Origin of the sequence: Rhodococcus sp. 3258 (genome assembly GCF_031456475.1) — a bacterium.
Lineage (GTDB): Bacteria > Actinomycetota > Actinomycetes > Mycobacteriales > Mycobacteriaceae > Rhodococcoides > Rhodococcoides fascians.
The window spans coordinates 42,680-57,564 of the sequence record NZ_JAVDUT010000004.1; the positions used below are offsets into that span (position 1 = coordinate 42,680).

15 protein-coding genes are annotated in these 14,885 nt (G+C 64.0%); 6 read left to right on the forward strand and 9 right to left on the reverse strand.

The genetic code is table 11. The annotated features are described in order from the left end of the window. Positions 1-115 precede the first annotated feature (115 nt). Positions 116-1,936 (reverse strand): ATP-binding protein, encoded by a 1,821-nt coding sequence (locus J2X62_RS14000; protein ID WP_310181337.1) that lies wholly within the window; start codon positions 1,934-1,936, stop codon positions 116-118. Between the two features lie 72 nt (positions 1,937-2,008). Here J2X62_RS14000 and J2X62_RS14005 point away from each other — a divergent pair, with 72 nt between their 5' ends. Beyond that, positions 2,009-2,380, forward strand: a complete 372-nt coding sequence (locus tag J2X62_RS14005; protein WP_155291198.1) for a LytTR family DNA-binding domain-containing protein — start codon at positions 2,009-2,011, stop codon at positions 2,378-2,380. A gap of 7 nt (positions 2,381-2,387) precedes the next feature. Here the strand turns inward: J2X62_RS14005 and J2X62_RS14010 are convergent, their stop codons facing one another. The 4 genes from J2X62_RS14010 to J2X62_RS14025 all read right to left on the reverse strand — a co-directional run bounded on the left by J2X62_RS14010 (position 2,388) and on the right by J2X62_RS14025 (position 8,393). Continuing rightward, entirely contained in the window at positions 2,388-3,056 is a 669-nt protein-coding gene (locus tag J2X62_RS14010; protein ID WP_032370592.1) for a response regulator transcription factor, read from the reverse strand. Between the two features lie 415 nt (positions 3,057-3,471). Continuing rightward, positions 3,472-5,535, reverse strand: coding sequence for an AMP-binding protein (locus J2X62_RS14015; RefSeq protein WP_032387390.1), 2,064 nt, complete (start codon positions 5,533-5,535; stop codon positions 3,472-3,474). A gap of 157 nt (positions 5,536-5,692) precedes the next feature. After that, positions 5,693-7,036: an NAD(P)/FAD-dependent oxidoreductase gene (locus J2X62_RS14020; RefSeq protein ID WP_310181338.1), complete on the reverse strand. Its 1,344-nt coding sequence runs from the start codon at positions 7,034-7,036 to the stop codon at positions 5,693-5,695. 31 nt (positions 7,037-7,067) lie between these two features. Next, entirely contained in the window at positions 7,068-8,393 is a 1,326-nt protein-coding gene (locus J2X62_RS14025) for a serine/threonine-protein kinase (RefSeq protein ID WP_310181339.1), read from the reverse strand. A 96-nt stretch (positions 8,394-8,489) separates the two neighbouring features. On the opposite strand from J2X62_RS14025, the gene J2X62_RS14030 reads away from it, so the two are divergent. From J2X62_RS14030 to J2X62_RS14045, 4 genes are all read left to right on the forward strand, one after another. Then, complete coding sequence (locus tag J2X62_RS14030; protein ID WP_204856589.1) at positions 8,490-9,212, forward strand: bifunctional 2-polyprenyl-6-hydroxyphenol methylase/3-demethylubiquinol 3-O-methyltransferase UbiG; 723 nt, start codon at positions 8,490-8,492, stop codon at positions 9,210-9,212. A 122-nt stretch (positions 9,213-9,334) separates the two neighbouring features. After that, positions 9,335-10,552 carry an EAL domain-containing protein gene (locus J2X62_RS14035; RefSeq protein ID WP_052053342.1) on the forward strand — a complete coding sequence of 406 codons (1,218 nt, stop codon included), beginning with the start codon at positions 9,335-9,337 and terminating at the stop codon, positions 10,550-10,552. 119 nt (positions 10,553-10,671) lie between these two features. Beyond that, complete coding sequence (locus tag J2X62_RS14040; RefSeq protein WP_032391386.1) at positions 10,672-11,304, forward strand: GyrI-like domain-containing protein; 633 nt, start codon at positions 10,672-10,674, stop codon at positions 11,302-11,304. 13 nt (positions 11,305-11,317) lie between these two features. Continuing rightward, positions 11,318-12,589 (forward strand): MFS transporter, encoded by a 1,272-nt coding sequence (locus J2X62_RS14045; RefSeq protein WP_310181340.1) that lies wholly within the window; start codon positions 11,318-11,320, stop codon positions 12,587-12,589. Positions 12,590-12,613: 24 nt separating this feature from the next. Here J2X62_RS14045 and J2X62_RS14050 read toward each other — a convergent pair whose 3' ends face one another. From J2X62_RS14050 to J2X62_RS14065, 4 genes are all read right to left on the reverse strand, one after another. Continuing rightward, positions 12,614-13,033 carry a VOC family protein gene (locus tag J2X62_RS14050; RefSeq protein WP_032391387.1) on the reverse strand — a complete coding sequence of 140 codons (420 nt, stop codon included), beginning with the start codon at positions 13,031-13,033 and terminating at the stop codon, positions 12,614-12,616. 87 nt (positions 13,034-13,120) lie between these two features. Then, positions 13,121-13,432, reverse strand: coding sequence for a transcriptional regulator (locus tag J2X62_RS14055; RefSeq protein ID WP_094694530.1), 312 nt, complete (start codon positions 13,430-13,432; stop codon positions 13,121-13,123). After that, complete coding sequence (locus tag J2X62_RS14060; protein ID WP_032408239.1) at positions 13,429-13,857, reverse strand: hypothetical protein; 429 nt, start codon at positions 13,855-13,857, stop codon at positions 13,429-13,431. Before J2X62_RS14060 ends, J2X62_RS14055 begins: the two co-directional genes overlap by 4 nt. A gap of 48 nt (positions 13,858-13,905) precedes the next feature. Continuing rightward, positions 13,906-14,208, reverse strand: coding sequence for a hypothetical protein (locus J2X62_RS14065; RefSeq protein ID WP_032370584.1), 303 nt, complete (start codon positions 14,206-14,208; stop codon positions 13,906-13,908). Positions 14,209-14,311: 103 nt separating this feature from the next. Between J2X62_RS14065 and J2X62_RS14070 the strand changes: the two genes are divergently transcribed. Further along, positions 14,312-14,875, forward strand: coding sequence for a dihydrofolate reductase family protein (locus tag J2X62_RS14070; RefSeq protein ID WP_204856586.1), 564 nt, complete (start codon positions 14,312-14,314; stop codon positions 14,873-14,875). Positions 14,876-14,885: the final 10 nt, after the last annotated feature.

Here is a 14,885-nt window from a genome sequence, read left to right on the forward strand (position 1 = left end):
CCTGCTCCTTGGTTCGGTTCGATTGGGTACCGACAACATTCGTCCGTTCCCGGGTCGAAAGCGTCGCCGCTGCCATCCAACGCGGGGGAGGAGATTCCGGTGGCGCCGCTACCTGCTAGCCGGTAGACAGACCGATGTGGACCGACAGTGTCGTGCCACCCCCGGGTGGGCTGGCGATGGTCAGTTCGCCGCCGACTGCGGCCACCCGATCCTGTAATCCGATCAAACCCGACCCTGTGCTCGGATCGGCACCTCCGCGGCCGTTGTCGGTCACGGTCAGTTCCAAGCTGTCCTCGGTCAGGTGCGCGGTGATGTCGACTTCGGTGGCCTCGGCATATTTGGCCGTGTTCGTCAGCGCCTCGGCGACCACGTAGTACGCAGCCACTTCCACCGATTCGTCCATCCGGGAGGAAATGTCGGCGGTGAGGGCAACGGGAATCGGACTGCGTCTGGCCAACGTCTTGAGTGCCGGTGCGAGTCCTCCGCGCGAGAGGATTGCGGGATGGATGCCGCGACTGAGTTCGCGGAGGTCGGTGTGCACCTGCGACAGCGTCTCGACGCTGCGGTCCAACATCGCGCGGAGCTCGGTCAGATTCTCCGGGGCAGCGGCTTGGGCGCCGCGCAATTCCATTCCGAGAGAGACGATTCGCTGTTGGGCACCGTCGTGCAGGTCACGCTCGATACCTCGGCGGGCTTGGTCGGCTGCGGCGACCACGCGGGACCGGGACCGCGTCAGCTGAACTCGTGTGTCGTGGTTGTAGACCGCAGTGGCAACGAGGTCGGCGAAGTCGGCCAGTCGATCTCGGGTCTCACCGCCGGCCGCATACTGCGTAGCTGTCGTGCCGATGATGACGGCACCCCAGGTATTGCCGTCGACAGTGATCGGTACACCTTCGACCCAGCGAATACCCCTGCCCTCCAGTCGCTCAGCGATACCGCCGGTCGCTTCGGTGAAGTCGACGGCAGCGGCGCGGCCGGTGTCGGCGACGATCGTGGCCACGTTCTGCCCACCGATCGGCAGTCGGTCACCGGCTTGCACGCGCTCACCGGCGGAGTCGTCGCGGATCGCCAGAATCGTGTAATACCCGTCGCCGTAGCGGATCACCGAAACATGTTCGTTGTCCAACCCGACGGTGAGTTCGTGTGCGACTGCGAGGTACACGTCATCCGGATCGGCCCGCAGCGCCACCAATGTTGCGACCTTCCGAAGTGACGCTTGCTGGCGTGCCAGCGCGACGGTGCGGAGGTGCATGTCCTGACGGTCGCGGGCGGCGGCAAGAAGAGCCTCCAACGAAGGCACGACACGGCGGATACGGCGGGCATCGACGCTATCGAGATCGGCGGGAACCAGCAGCGACGCGGTGACGACGTCCCCGTCCCGAAGCAGGATTTTCTCCTGCCCCACGGACGCGTCGGCATCCCCTTGCTTCAACACCGCGAAGGGCAGGTCGAGGACCGCAGCCAGGCGGGTGCTGGCAACATCGAGCATCGTCGGGGTGTGGTCCGAGCGCAAGATGGTCTTGGCGAACGCCGCCAACATATCTGCTTCTCGTCGACGTTGATCGGATTCGGTTGCGCGCAAACGTGATTGGCCAACCAGCACGTTGGTCAGAAGCGCCAGTGCCAGAAACACGATCAGTGCAGGGACGAGGCTCTCACTGCTTTCGAGTACATGGATGTAGGCGTACGCGCCGGCACTGGCCACCGATGTCGCGATCGACAGACGAAAGCCCCACCCCGCAGACACGATCAGCACTCCGAACAGGAATATCGCACCGAAAGCATTCTCGGGTGACACCCGTTTGAGCGTCAGCACAACGAGTATCTCGACGGCGATGGCGGCTGCGGCCACTGCGATTCCGCAGGCCATCGGCGGCGCACTCGGCCGGAGTATCACAGTGACGAGCCGGTCGCGGAGGGCGGTGTCCGACGTCATCGGCACATCCGACTGCTCGAATTACCGCTAGCGGTAATGCCGACCCGAGCCGTCTCTGACACTCTCGACAGAATGATGCCCTCCCGCCTGCAGTGCCTGATCGTCGACGACAGCGACGCTTTCTGTGTCGCTGCACGCCGACTGTTGGAATCGGCAGGGATGTCGGTGGTCGGCACGGCGACCTCACTCGCCTCGGCGATCGATGCAGTGCTGTCCACCCACCCCGATCTCGTGCTGGTCGATATCGACTTGGGTGCCGACAGTGGGTTCGACGTGGTCGAAGCGATCGACGCCCAGGATCTGACGCCTCCGCCTGCCGTCATTCTCGTGTCGACACACGACGAGGAGGACTTCGCAGACCTGGTGAACAACAGTTCTGCCCTGGGTTTCCTGTCGAAATTCGAGCTGTCGGCGAACGCGATCGAAGCCCTGCTGGGCACCTGACGGCGGGTCACCCGATGGTGTCCAGATACAGGATCACCGCTCGCACACGACGGTGATCGTCGGCCGTTTCCGACAGGTCCAACTTGGTCAGGATGCTTCGGACGTGCTTCTCGACGGTTCCTTCGGTGATCCACAGCCGTCTGCCTATGCCCGCGTTGGAGAGCCCTTCGGCCATCAAGGTCAAGACGTCCCGTTCGCGAGAACTCAACGCGCCGAGGGGATCACCTCGGCGCTTGGCCGCAACCAGTTCGTAGACAAGCGCAGGATCGATGACCGACGATCCTGCCGCGATCCGATCTATCGTCGAGACGAAGTCGGAGATGTCGGTCACACGGCTCTTGAGCAGGTAACCCATACCCTTGGCGGTGTTGTTCGCGCTGTCGAGCAGTTCGAGTGCGTGATCGACTTCGACGTGAGCAGACAGGAGCAGCAGAGAGACGTCGGGGAAACGGTCGCGGATCTTCACGGCCGCGTCGAGCCCCTCGGCGGTGTAGGTCGGCGGCATCCTGATGTCGATGATCGCCAGGTCCGGTGGATCTTTCTCGAGCAACGCCAGTAACTCCTCGGCGTCACCGGCCCGGCCCACGACATCGAGGCCCGCCTGGGTGAGCAGACTGGCCAGGCCTTCTCGCAGCAACACGTCGTCATCGGCGATGACTACTCGTATCTGGGACATCACGCTCCTCGAACCCGTCGGGTTCGAAGTATCGGCTGCGGCGTCGTGAGCTGTCATCAGTCATTCGACTCTATTGCGCGCTTCGATTGTCGACTCGGTTTCTGGATTCTTCAGTCGCTCGATCGGTCGTCGTGGATTCCACGGTTCGGACTCGGCCCGGGGGAGAGATCGTTCTGACGGGTTGCCTCGAAAAACAACTGCAGAAAGGACGACGACGCATCCCCGGGCTGGGCGGCGCGAGCCTGACGGGGTTCATCCGATGACCTCGACATCGCCATTCCGTCCCTTCCGTCCCTCACCCGCGGAACGGGTGTCGCTTCCTCCCCAAATAGTCTCAGATTCTGAACAGTCAAACAACTGAGAGTTCTCAGGGGGGAAGCAGGAGGCGGGGTGGTGAGGAGGTCGACGTACCGGCTTACATACCGGCGGCCGTGGGAGGTTCGATCAGCATCCTCTTAATCACTTTGCCGGTCGCGGTTCGGGGGAGTTCTTCGAGGAACGTGATGTCTCGCGGCACTGAGAACCGGCTCAGTCGATTTCGGATGTAGGCCCGCACCATATCTGCGTCGAGGCCTGCAGCACCCCGACCGACGACGAACGCCGCGAGGCGCTGACCGTACTCGTTGTCCGGTACACCGACCACCGCTACCTCGCCGACCTGAGGAAGGTTGGCGATGGCGTCCTCCACCGGCCCGGGAAACACGTTCTCGCCGCCGGAGATGATCATCTCGTCGTCCCGCCCGCACACGAAGAGCCGCCCGTTGCAATCGATGTACCCGAGGTCGCCGGTATCCATGAGTGCTGCACCGCGAGCCGAAGCAGTCGACGGAGGCTCGGCGTTGGTGTAGCCGTCGAAGAGCATGTCGTTACCTACGAATATCCGGCCCAGAGTGCCGGTCGGAACCACTGCGCCGTCGGCGTCGAGTACGGCGATGGTCGTGCCGAGCGGCGGCCGACCCGCGGTAGTGGGAGCTGCACGCAGATCCTGCGGTGTGGCGATGGTCGCCCACGAGACCTCGGTGGAACCGTAGAAGTTGTACAGAACATCTCCGAACGCATCCATGAACCGCGAGACGGTCGACCCCGTCAACGCCGAACCGCTGCACGCGACGACTTTCAAGCTGGACGTGTCGTAGCGTGATCGCACGGACTCGGGTAGATCGAGTATGCGCTGCAACATGATCGGGACGGCGATCAGCGACGTGCACCGATGAGTCTGGATTGCCCGCAAGCACTCTTCCGGATCGAATCGATCCTGCAGAACCACTGTTGCCCGCAGCGGTGTACTGATCTGCAACGCCGCCAGCCCCCAACTGTGGAACATCGGCGCAGCGATCAGCATGCGCTCGTTCATACGAAGTGGCATGCGGGACAACATGGCCGCGACGGTCCCGAAGCCGCGTGGGGTCGGGCGAAGTGCACCTTTGGGAGACCCGCTGGTGCCCGAGGTCAGCACGACAACGGATCCGGGCCGTTGCGGTCTGTCGAACGTGGCGGACGGAGCCGCGACGAAATGCTCCAGAGTGCGACGGCCCGCGACGACGGTATGAGCCGACAGGCTGACGCGGAGGACGTCGTTGGGGAGGTAGCGAACCATCTTGTCGAATTCGTCGTCGACGAACAACGCTTGCAGCTGGTGACGACTCGAGATGGTCTCGATCTGGCGGGCCGCGAGGCCGGTGTTGAGAAGTACGACCTCGACACCGAGCATGCCGCAGGCGACGACGCATTCGATCATGGCAGTGTGATTGCGGGCCAGAACTCCTACCGTGCTTCCCGGGCGAATTCCGGATGCGGCGAACCCTGCTGCTATCCGATGCGATCGCAGGTGGATCTCTGCGAACGTGCGAGTACCGCGATCGTCGATCACGGCAATTTCGTCCGGTGACTTGGCGGCGGCGGCCGCGAAGCCACCGCCGAGGGTGAAGCCCCATTTCGCCAGCGAGTTCAGCTGCCGGTATGCGCGATCAGGACGCGCGGCACGAACGACGCCGGTACCGATCATCGTTTTGAGGACCGCAAGCTGTAGCGACCGGGAATCGCCGGCGTTGGACACGATCGATGTCGTTGCGCCGGAGAGGGACTCGGCCAACCTGTTCAGGCCACCCATGACCCAGTCGACCACTGCCCGATTGTGTTCGGGTTGCGGCGAGTAGGTTCCGGCCAGGCCGGCTCTGAAGATCGTCACATCGATTTTGGTCTCGCTCGGTGAACGCGCGCTGAGGGTGAATCTGATGAAACCGCCGGATTCGACGTGCTCGACGGTGATGATCGGCCGGTTACGTCTGTTCACCACGACTTCGAGTGCGTGTTCGACCCCACCGACGCCGCACGTGTAGCGGTTCGCCGACTCGCTGAGAAGGCAGTACCCGAGCCCGGGGAAATATCGCGGGTACAGTTCGACCGCACTGAGCACCCCGCACACTTGCTCGACGTCGTGTGCGAAGACCGTGCTGCAGTCGATGACGTCGGAAACCATGGTCCACCCCTGTGCCTTGCCGTGTCGAACAGCGCCGCTGCCACATCGGCACCGACCAGAAGAATGGCAGCGCACATCGGTAACGGGTCATCCGCCTGGATGAAGTCGTCATAGTAATCCCGGTGCGCGGTTTCGGGAAGGAAACGCGAATCTCCGTCTAATTGGGACGAAGTTCGCCGCCGCCCCAGATCTCGTCGAACGGAACCGTGCGGGCCAGGATTCGCTCCGCCGCTCGGTGTCCCGACAGGAATGCCGCGGTCACCGTCGACGGATCGTCCGTCCACGTTGCCTCGCCGGCCAGGTGTAGAACTCCGCCGACCGGGGTCGACAGATCGTCGTGGTCGCTCGGTCGCGAGCCGACCGCCGGGTAAGAGTAAGCACCGCGGGAGAACGGGTCGTCCTGCCATCGCGTGACATGCACCCGCTGCGGAGAGATCACGCGTTTGCCGTAGAGGCCACGAAGCGCGTCGAGCACCGACTCGGCAATACGTGCGTCGGACCACTGCCGGATCGTCTGCGCACACGGCCCCGCCGCAAACGTGAGCAGCGTGGGCAACCCCTGCGGCACGGTCACGTCGTACCACGAGTGCCACCAACGCCCGGCCTCCCCCTGCTGCCGAATCGCGTAGACGTCCTCGTCCCAGAATGCATGCGGGAACTGTAGGAACACCTTCTCGAACGCGTTCATCTCGAGTCCGTCCAGCGCAGTCGACACCGGATGGGGAAGAGGCGGTTCGATAAGCAAGGTCGGTGACTTCAGGACGCCGATCGGAACCGTCACCACGATGTGGTCGGCCGAGAACGTGTCGGTGAGAGTCTCGACGGAGGAGCTGTTCGATCCCCACGCGATGCGTGTCACTTCATGGCCGAGTCGTACATCCAGCCCGTCGGCCAGACAGACCGCGAGCCGGTCGTACCCCTCGGGGAACACGACCTCGTCACCCTCGATCGCGTCGTCGTCCAACCCGTGCGCATCGAGCATCCCCTGGTCGACACCCAGCTGTTCCTCGGCCCGGTGACCCAGGAACTCCCGGACCCGTTCGATTCGATCAGGATCCCATGCGAGCCGTTTCACGGTGCTGTTCACGGCATCCCCGTACGACGTGCCCAGGGTCGATGTCGCTATGGTCGCCGCCAGCAGCTCGTCGACGACGTGTACGTCCGACGCGAAGCTCGCAACCTCGTCCTCGCTCAGACGCCGTCCGTTCGGTGAGTAGTACGCGATGGGTCGTCCGTCCGGCTGAAAACTCCCCACCGTGAACTCACTGGTCGGAATGCCGAAAGCCTGTACTGCGTCGGCCAGCGGATTGTTGTCGATTCCATGAACCCAGGACGCACCGGCATCGAGAATCTGTCCGTCTGTCCGCAGGGTGTGCACGCGTCCGCCGATGCGGTCGCGGGCTTCGAGAACGACCACACGGTGACCCGCACGGTGCAGAATGCGTGCTGCGGTGAGGCCGGAAATGCCGGCTCCCACCACCACGGTGTCGACGTGCGTCATGCTCTGTCCGTTCCCTTGGTTGCCGACATGCTCAGTTCCCACGGCCGGGGTTGCCGTTGCCGGAGTTCCCGTTGCCTGAATTGCCGTTGCCGTTGCTGTTGCCAGGACTCCCGTTGCCGGAGTTGCCGTTGCCCGCATTACCGTTGCCGTTGTTCCCGTTTCGCGGTGGAGCCGCAGGTTGTGGCGGCTCGGCGGGCACCTGTTCGACGGCGGGGGCGGGCACGTCCTGGGGGAGGTTCGAGACAACCGGCATCGAGGACTCGGATGCCGTCGTCACGGGTGCCGGACTGGTCGGAGCGGTGACCGATGTGGACGGCGATGTCTCGATCGGCTCGTCGCCTGTTCCGGTTGCCATCCAGGCAATTGCCGACGCGACGGCGACGAACAGTGCGGCCGCAGCCACAGGGACAAGACCGCGACGCCGTGAACCCTCCGTTGGTCGACGGGCCGAATCCTGCTCGGCGACAACCGCTGTTGAATTCGCGACGGGCAGGACCGCAGTGGCCGGCGGTGGTGGCGGTTCGCTGGAGAGACTGTGTAAGGCGTCGGCCACGGTGTCCGCCGTCGGCCTGTTTTCGGGATGTCTGGCCGTCATCGTCGTCAGCAGCGAATGCCACTGGGGCCCGAGTTGCTCGGGTACCTCGGGGTCGCGGTGCAAGCGCGCCACGGCTGCGGCTACCGCGCTGCCGTCGAACACCATTGCGCCGGTGAGACATTCGATGAGAATTAATCCGAGGCTGTAGATGTCGGTTGCAGGCCCCGCAGAGGTGCCCGTCGCCTGTTCCGGGCTGAGATAGTGAGCGGTGCCGACGGTGGTGCCGTGCTCGGTGAGGCGGTCGGCGTCGACGATGCGAGCGATACCGAAATCGGTGAGCTTCACGCAGTGTCCCGTGCCCGACGCCGGCTCTCGGGCGACCAGGATGTTGGCCGGTTTGATGTCGCGGTGGATGACGCCGCGGTGGTGGATATAGGCAAGGGCTCGAGCGATCTCGTGTCCCATCCGGGCGACGAGATCGCCCGGTAGTGCGCGGCCTGCGCGGTAGCCGTTCAGAGTGGGGCCGTCGACGAACTCCATCACCAGAAACGGCACTCGGATACCGCCGGTGTCGGGGGCGGTACCCGCGTCGTACAGCGTCACCAGACCAGGATGCGACAGCGACGCGAGCGTCCTGATCTCGGCATCGATTCGTGCATCGGTATGTGCGGGTTCACCCTGACGGAATATCTTCACGGCAACGGGCCTACCGAGGACGTCGTCGTCGGCTCGAACGACATCTGCCATTCCGCCGCGCCCCACGACGTTGCCCAGACGATATCTGCCCGCGAACAGGTGATCGTCGGAGTTCGCACCCACCATTGTCCACCGCCGATCCGAAGTCTTCCGAGCACCATATAGCCCGTCGGCGAGAGGGAAGAAGGCGCGGCCCCGGGACGAGGATTAGCGTGTGGCTCTGTGCCGGACGCAATCTACGAGGACCCACGATTGGCAGCTTTCTACGACGTCCTCGAGGCAGAGCGCACCGATCTGGATGTGTACTGCGCCGCCGCTCGGCGGCTGGGCGCGAACACTGTTCTCGATCTGGGTTGTGGCACAGGCGCATTGGCGATCCGCCTGGCAGAACAGGGAATCGAGGTGACTGCCGTCGATCCGGCAGCAGCATCGTTGGACGTGGCCCGCCGCAAACCCGGGTCCGAGTCGGTGCGCTGGGTGCACGGTGACTCGAGGGCGATACCGACGATGCATTTCGACCTTGCGACCATGACGGCGAACGTCGCTCAGGCGATCACCGACGACCGCGAGTGGGCGTTCACCCTGCAGCGTCTGCATCGCGTACTGAGCCCGAGCGGGTTTCTGGTGTTCGAGACACGCAGACCCGACTATCGGGCATGGCTCGAGTGGAACGAACGAGACTCCCGGACAGTGCACGACATTCCGGGAACGGGCCGAGTCGAGAGCTGGGTCGAGACCACGGATGTGAGCGGGTCTTCGGTCAGTTTCCGCTGGACCTACGTCTTTGCTGCTGACAGCGAGGTGCTGACGTCGGACTCCACGCTCCGCTTCCGCGAGCTCGAGGAGGTGGCGAGCGATCTGTCGCGAGCGGGGTTCACGGTTCGGGAGGTCGCAGATGCCCCGGACCGGCCGGGTCGAGAGATGATCTTCCACGCGCAGGCCTGACTGCCCGGGCCGGAACGGCCGGCGACCATCGGGCATGATGGTTCCCCGGGTGGGGACCGTCGAGGGGTACCGAGGGAGGTCCGCCTGTGCATCGTGACGCCTCGCACGCGCAATTTTCGCCGATGACGATCGATATCACGTCGACTTACCAGCCGATCGTCGCGTTGGACGGCCGAGCTGTAGTGGGTTACGAAGCCCTGGTACGGACCTGCGGCGACGCGCAGGCCATCTCGCCGCCGCAGCTGCTGCGCGAGGCGGCCGATCGAGGCCTGTCGGCCGAGTTCGACTGGCGGTGCAGAATCAGCGCCCTGAGCGGGGCCGTCGAGGCCGGTTACCCCGAAGGGCTCGCGCTGTTCGTCAACGCGGAACCCACCGCCCTGGACGCGCCACCTCCGAGAGAGTGCCTGCCACTGGTGGCCCAGGCATCTCGGTTGTCGATCATCGTCGAGATCACCGAGCGAGATCTGATGGGTGACCCCGCCGGGCTGCTGCGTGCGGTAGAGCACGCCCGCGACCTGGGATGGCGGGTCGCGCTCGACGATGTGGGTGCAGACTCGTCGAGTCTGGCTCTGATTCCGCTGCTCCGGCCCGACGTCATCAAGCTGGATATGTCTCTCGTGCAGGGCCGTTCTAGCTATGCCACGGCGTCCGTGGTGTCCGCGGTCGCCGCAGAGGCCGAACGTAGCGGTGCGCTGGTACTCGCCGAGGGAATCGAAACCGAGCAGCACGAAGCGACTGCGCACGACATGGGTGCGGTTCTCGGCCAGGGCTACCTGTACGGCGCTCCGACTCGTCTACCCACCTTCGGAGCCACAGGCGGTACGGCCAACACCCTCGAGTTGGAGCCGGCGATAACCGTGCGGGCCCCTGTTGCCGTGACGCCATACGGTCTGGTCCATCGATTCGGAACACGTCGACGTGCTGACGCACGGCTTCTCGACGACATCGAGAACGGTCTGCTTCGCAGTGTCTACGGCACCGGTGCGTCGACAGTCGTGTTGGCGACGACGAACGCGTCGGCCGGGACGAACTCCGAGCGTGTCGCATTGTTCGACGACCTCGCTGTGCGCACGGCTCTCGTGGCGGTCTTCGACTCGCGGCCGATGCCGGGCGAACATCGGTTTCGGACCGTTGCGGTCGGCGAGGACGAACCACTGGCGTCGGAGCGCTCGGTTGTCATCGTGGCACCGATGTCCAACGTTGCTCTCATAGCGGTGGAGAGCGGAACTGCCCATGACGGAAGCGTGTTGTACGACTACTGCCTTACCTACGACAGACATATGGTCCTCGATGCGGCGACGCTTCTGTTGAGACGCATTCCGGCCAGGAGTTCTAAGTGAGTGTGCCGGTCGTACTCGGGCTCTGCTGAGCCATCTGCCTCCGAACGGGCAGCGTTCACCACGGCACCCCAGCCCGGTTTGGTCGGTACACTAATCCGCACTCGGCAGGAGGTGAGGGCATGAAGACGGATTTCAAGAAGACCCTCGACTCGTATTCGGCACGGCGCAACGTGTTTCGAGTTCTGACCGTGCCACCGCTGAAATACTTGATGATCGACGGCCAGGGGGATCCGAACACCGCGCCGGCATATGCCGATGCTGTATCTACGCTGTTCCCCGTTGCGTACCGGCTGAAATTCTTCAGTAAGAACGACCTGGAGCGCGACTACGTCGTCCCACCGCTCGAAGCCTTGTGGTGGGCGCCGGACATGGCGGCCTTCACCACGCGCCGGGACAAGTCGAACTGGCTCTGGACTGTGATGATCATGGCGCCCGACTGGATCGACCACACGATGTTCGAGCACGCCGTACGGGTCGACGCATCCGAGAACCGTTCGGACCGACGTGCCGGAATGCGCCTCGACACCCTCGACGAGGGCCTGTGCGTGCAAACTCTGCACATCGGTTCCTACGACGACGAGGCCGCTGTGCTCGACGAGATGCACCACCACTACATCCCGCAGGCCGGGCTGACGATGACCGGCCGTCATCACGAGATCTACCTCGGTGATCCACGACGGGTCGAACCGGCGAAGCTGCGCACCATTCTCCGGCAACCGGTGCGGTACTCGGCGGACGAGGCCTCGCTCTGACACGATGACCGGCATGACCAATGCGGTGCGTCCGGCGTCGTTCACCGTCGGCACCCTCACGTTGCTCGGGGCCCTGTACTTCGCACAGGGTCTGCCGTTCGGCTTCTTCACGCAGGCCCTGCCCGTCGTGCTTCGAGAGTCGGGTTTCTCGTTGGTGAAAATCAGTGCAACCGGGGTGTTGTTTCTGCCGTGGGCGCTGAAATTTCTGTGGGCACCGTACGTCGATCGTTACGGTTCCAGACGGCGGTGGCTTCTGACGTTGCAGGTGTCCGCCGCGCTGGTGGCGCTCGCACTGTCGTTGCTCGATCTGTCGTCGACGCTGCGCTGGCTCTTCGTCGGGATTTTCGTCATCAACGCGCTGTCGGCCACCCAGGACATCGCAACGGATGGGATAGCGGTCCGCACGTTGACGGTGTCGCAACGCGGCCTGGGCAACGGTCTGCAGGTGGGCGCGTACAGGATAGGTATGGTGTGCGGCGGGGGAGTGCTGTTGTGGCTGTTCAGCTTTGCCGGATGGCAAGTGCTCTTCGTTGCGATGGCATTGCTGATCCTGTTGGCGACGGCCCCGGTCTGGTTCATGAACAAGCAACTGGCCGCGGCAGACGTGGACACCAACCGGCAGCCCGAGTCCGAGGGTCCGGCGCGACTTGCTGTGGCCTGGTGGTCCCGATTGCGCAGGCCTGGCATGGTCGCGTTCATCCTTCTCATCGTCGGCTTCAAATTCGGAAACTCGATGGGCTCGGCGCTGGTCGGCCCGTTCCTTTCGGACAACGGACTGACCTTGACTCAGATCGCCCTGGTCGAGGGCGGCCTGTCGTCGGTGGCAGCACTCGGAGGTGCTGCGCTCGGCGCGTGGTTGTCATTTCGCTTCGGACGTCGCCAGGCTCTGCTGGTCGGCGGAATCGCCCAAACCCTCAGTCTTGCGTTGTATGTAGTGGCATCGTTCGGCATCGGCGGGTTTCCGCTCCTGGGCGCGGCCAACGTCACCGAACACGTGCTGGGCGGCGCGGCAACCGTTGCCGTTTTCGCGCTGATGATGGACGCATCGGAAAAACGTTATGCAGGAAGCGATTACACACTGATGGCCTGTGCAATCGTCTTTGCGCAGGGTGCGTCCGGACTTACGGCGGGCGTGATCGGCGACGTGTTCGGTTACACCGCGTTGTTCGGTTCCGCACTGGTGCTGTCCGCGGTCGGTTGCGCGGTGCTGATCGTGGCGCTCGACAGGGGTTGGGGGCCGACAGGGCTGCACGAGGTCGTCTCTGTCGAATCGCGCACCCACTAGTGGCGCTCACGGCTCCTCCGTCGCTCAGCTTTCGGCGACCGAGCCGGAAATGTTCACCATCCACTGCACACCGAACTTGTCGGTGAGCATGCCGAATATGTCACCCCACGGTGCTGCGTCGAGACCCATCGTGAACTGTGCGTCGACGGCCAGCGCGTTCCAGTAGCCCGTCAATTCCTCGTGCTCGGTACCGAAGAGCGAGACGCTCATCGTGTTTCCGGGTGTGTGTTCCATCGACGACGGGGTGTCGGCCCCCATCAGTGTGAAGCCGCTGGGGGTTGTCAACTGGCCGTGCATGATCAGGTTCTTCTCGGATGGATCGTCGGTGGCCAGGCCCTCGCCGAACGTGGTCAGCGTGAGCTCTCCACCGAAGACCGTGCTGTAGAACTCCATAGCGGTGCGCGCATTGTCACGGAACGACAGGTACGGACTGAGTGTGGGCATGGCGGGACTCCTTGTCGAATCGAACGACCGGTGGCGGCTGCATCGACTACATCCGTCGAAAAAGTAGACACGGAGCTGGGGGAGAACTCACCGCCCGGGCTCGGATGGGCTCGCCTCGGCCTCGGCGAGAATGGCGCGGAGGGCAGCCACATGGCGGCGGTAGGCGGTTTTACCCTCCCTCGTCAGCGACAGCCACATCCGCCGCGAGTCGGTGCGTGACCTCTGCTGGTCCACGTAGCCGGCGTCGACCAGGGCTGCCACCTGCTTGCTCAGCGCCGATGCGCTCAATCCACTGTGTTCCTTCACGACGGCGAGCTCGAGCGTCGTACCTGCCGCCAGCAGCGCGCAGATCCGCAGCCGGTTCGCCGGATGAATGACCGGATCCAGATCGTCCGTCATCGGTGTGTGCTCCGGTAGTGAGCGATCGAACCGAACGAGTAGGTCGCCGTCGCTGCTGTAGCGAGGAGCACCAGCGTCCAGCTCGGCAGGGATGGCTGCGCGAATGCCAGTGCCACCACCACGAAAGCAACGGACAGTGCGACCGACGCCAGAAATCCACGGCTGGTAGGCAGCGCCCACGGTGTGCCCATTCGGTACCCGGTAATCACGTTCGTTGCCACAATGGCCGCGGCCAGAATCAGCAGGGCGACAGTGCGGTGGGAGTCGGTGAGCAGCGGCGTGAGTGCCAACGCCCCGATGAGCACTGCGTTGACGGCGTACAACCAGACCGGCCACGGAGTGTCGCGCACGGCGCGTTGCACTCGGTCGATGTCGTCGAGGGTCGTTCGAGCTTCGGACGAGGTGGGCTTATCGATGCTTTCCATATCGGAAACCATATTGGATAGTTTCCGATATGGCAACGAATTGTGTGGTCAGTTCTCGAGATCGGTATCGGTCGGCCGTGGCACCTCGGCCTCCCAGCGGGCCCGTCGCTCGTCCGGGGACTGTTCCCACCACGGCGTACCGCGTTCTCCCAGAGCGACTTTGGCGGCCTGAACGCCCGCGCGAGACTCCGTGGCACCGGAGGTGCGTTTGACGTCTCTGCGCCACGCCATGAGGATCGAGCGCAATTCGGCGTTGCGATCCTCGGGAATATCGGGATCGGTAGCGCGCCACCGTCGACCCTTGATGACGACATAGTGACCGTCTTCGGTGCGTTCCACTTGCTCGGCCATGAGACCACCTTGCCACCCAGCAACGTCTGTGGTCGGTTCGACGCGTGGTTTACGATTCCGGCACCTGCTCCGCTTTCTCCTTGAACCGAACTGAGGATTGCCCATGCGCACCGTGATCGTGACCGCGTTCGTTTCGCTCGACGGCGTCATGGAGGGACCGGGTGGGGAAGTCGGCTACCGCAACGCAGGGTGGACGTTCAAGGACATCGAATTCGATCCTGCGGCGTACGAAATCAAGGGCCGTGAGCAGGACGAGGCCACGGCCATGCTGCTGGGCCGAACCTCCTACGAGGCATTTGCCCCGATCTGGCCCACAATGGACGACTTCTCCGGGTACAACTCGATGCCCAGATACGTGGTGTCGACGACGTTGGAGCGCAGCGACGACGGTTGGCCGGCAACCATTCTGCGCAGCATCGACGACGTCGCCGAACTCCGGGAGACCGAAGGCGGGCCGATCTCGGTGCACGGCAGCGCGACGCTGGGTCGCAGCCTCGCCGACGCCGGTCTCGTCGACCGCTACCACCTGTTGGTCTTCCCGATGCTGCTCGGCGCGGGCAAGCGGCTGTTCAGCTCCAGTGACAAGGCCACGACCCACCTGGATCTGGTGGAGCACGAGGTGTACGGCAACGGCATCCAGAAGCAGGTGTTCGACGTCCGTCGATAACCGTAATCGT

Excerpts from the sequence above, each read along its gene's own strand:
- J2X62_RS14025 (WP_310181339.1), bottom strand. The coding sequence starts at position 8,393 with ATGGTGGGTGCGAACTCCGACGATCACCTGTTCGCGGGCAGATATCGT.
- J2X62_RS14040 (WP_032391386.1), top strand. The coding sequence starts at position 10,672 with ATGAAGACGGATTTCAAGAAGACCCTCGACTCGTATTCGGCACGGCGC.
- J2X62_RS14015 (WP_032387390.1), bottom strand. The coding sequence starts at position 5,535 with ATGGTTTCCGACGTCATCGACTGCAGCACGGTCTTCGCACACGACGTC.
- J2X62_RS14005 (WP_155291198.1), top strand. The coding sequence starts at position 2,009 with ATGATGCCCTCCCGCCTGCAGTGCCTGATCGTCGACGACAGCGACGCT.
- J2X62_RS14000 (WP_310181337.1), bottom strand. The coding sequence starts at position 1,936 with ATGACGTCGGACACCGCCCTCCGCGACCGGCTCGTCACTGTGATACTC.
- J2X62_RS14050 (WP_032391387.1), bottom strand. The coding sequence starts at position 13,033 with ATGCCCACACTCAGTCCGTACCTGTCGTTCCGTGACAATGCGCGCACC.
- J2X62_RS14010 (WP_032370592.1), bottom strand. The coding sequence starts at position 3,056 with ATGTCCCAGATACGAGTAGTCATCGCCGATGACGACGTGTTGCTGCGA.
- J2X62_RS14045 (WP_310181340.1), top strand. The coding sequence starts at position 11,318 with ATGACCAATGCGGTGCGTCCGGCGTCGTTCACCGTCGGCACCCTCACG.
- J2X62_RS14070 (WP_204856586.1), top strand. The coding sequence starts at position 14,312 with ATGCGCACCGTGATCGTGACCGCGTTCGTTTCGCTCGACGGCGTCATG.
- J2X62_RS14020 (WP_310181338.1), bottom strand. The coding sequence starts at position 7,036 with ATGACGCACGTCGACACCGTGGTGGTGGGAGCCGGCATTTCCGGCCTC.
- J2X62_RS14060 (WP_032408239.1), bottom strand. The coding sequence starts at position 13,857 with ATGGAAAGCATCGATAAGCCCACCTCGTCCGAAGCTCGAACGACCCTC.
- J2X62_RS14055 (WP_094694530.1), bottom strand. The coding sequence starts at position 13,432 with ATGACGGACGATCTGGATCCGGTCATTCATCCGGCGAACCGGCTGCGG.
- J2X62_RS14035 (WP_052053342.1), top strand. The coding sequence starts at position 9,335 with ATGACGATCGATATCACGTCGACTTACCAGCCGATCGTCGCGTTGGAC.
- J2X62_RS14065 (WP_032370584.1), bottom strand. The coding sequence starts at position 14,208 with ATGGCCGAGCAAGTGGAACGCACCGAAGACGGTCACTATGTCGTCATC.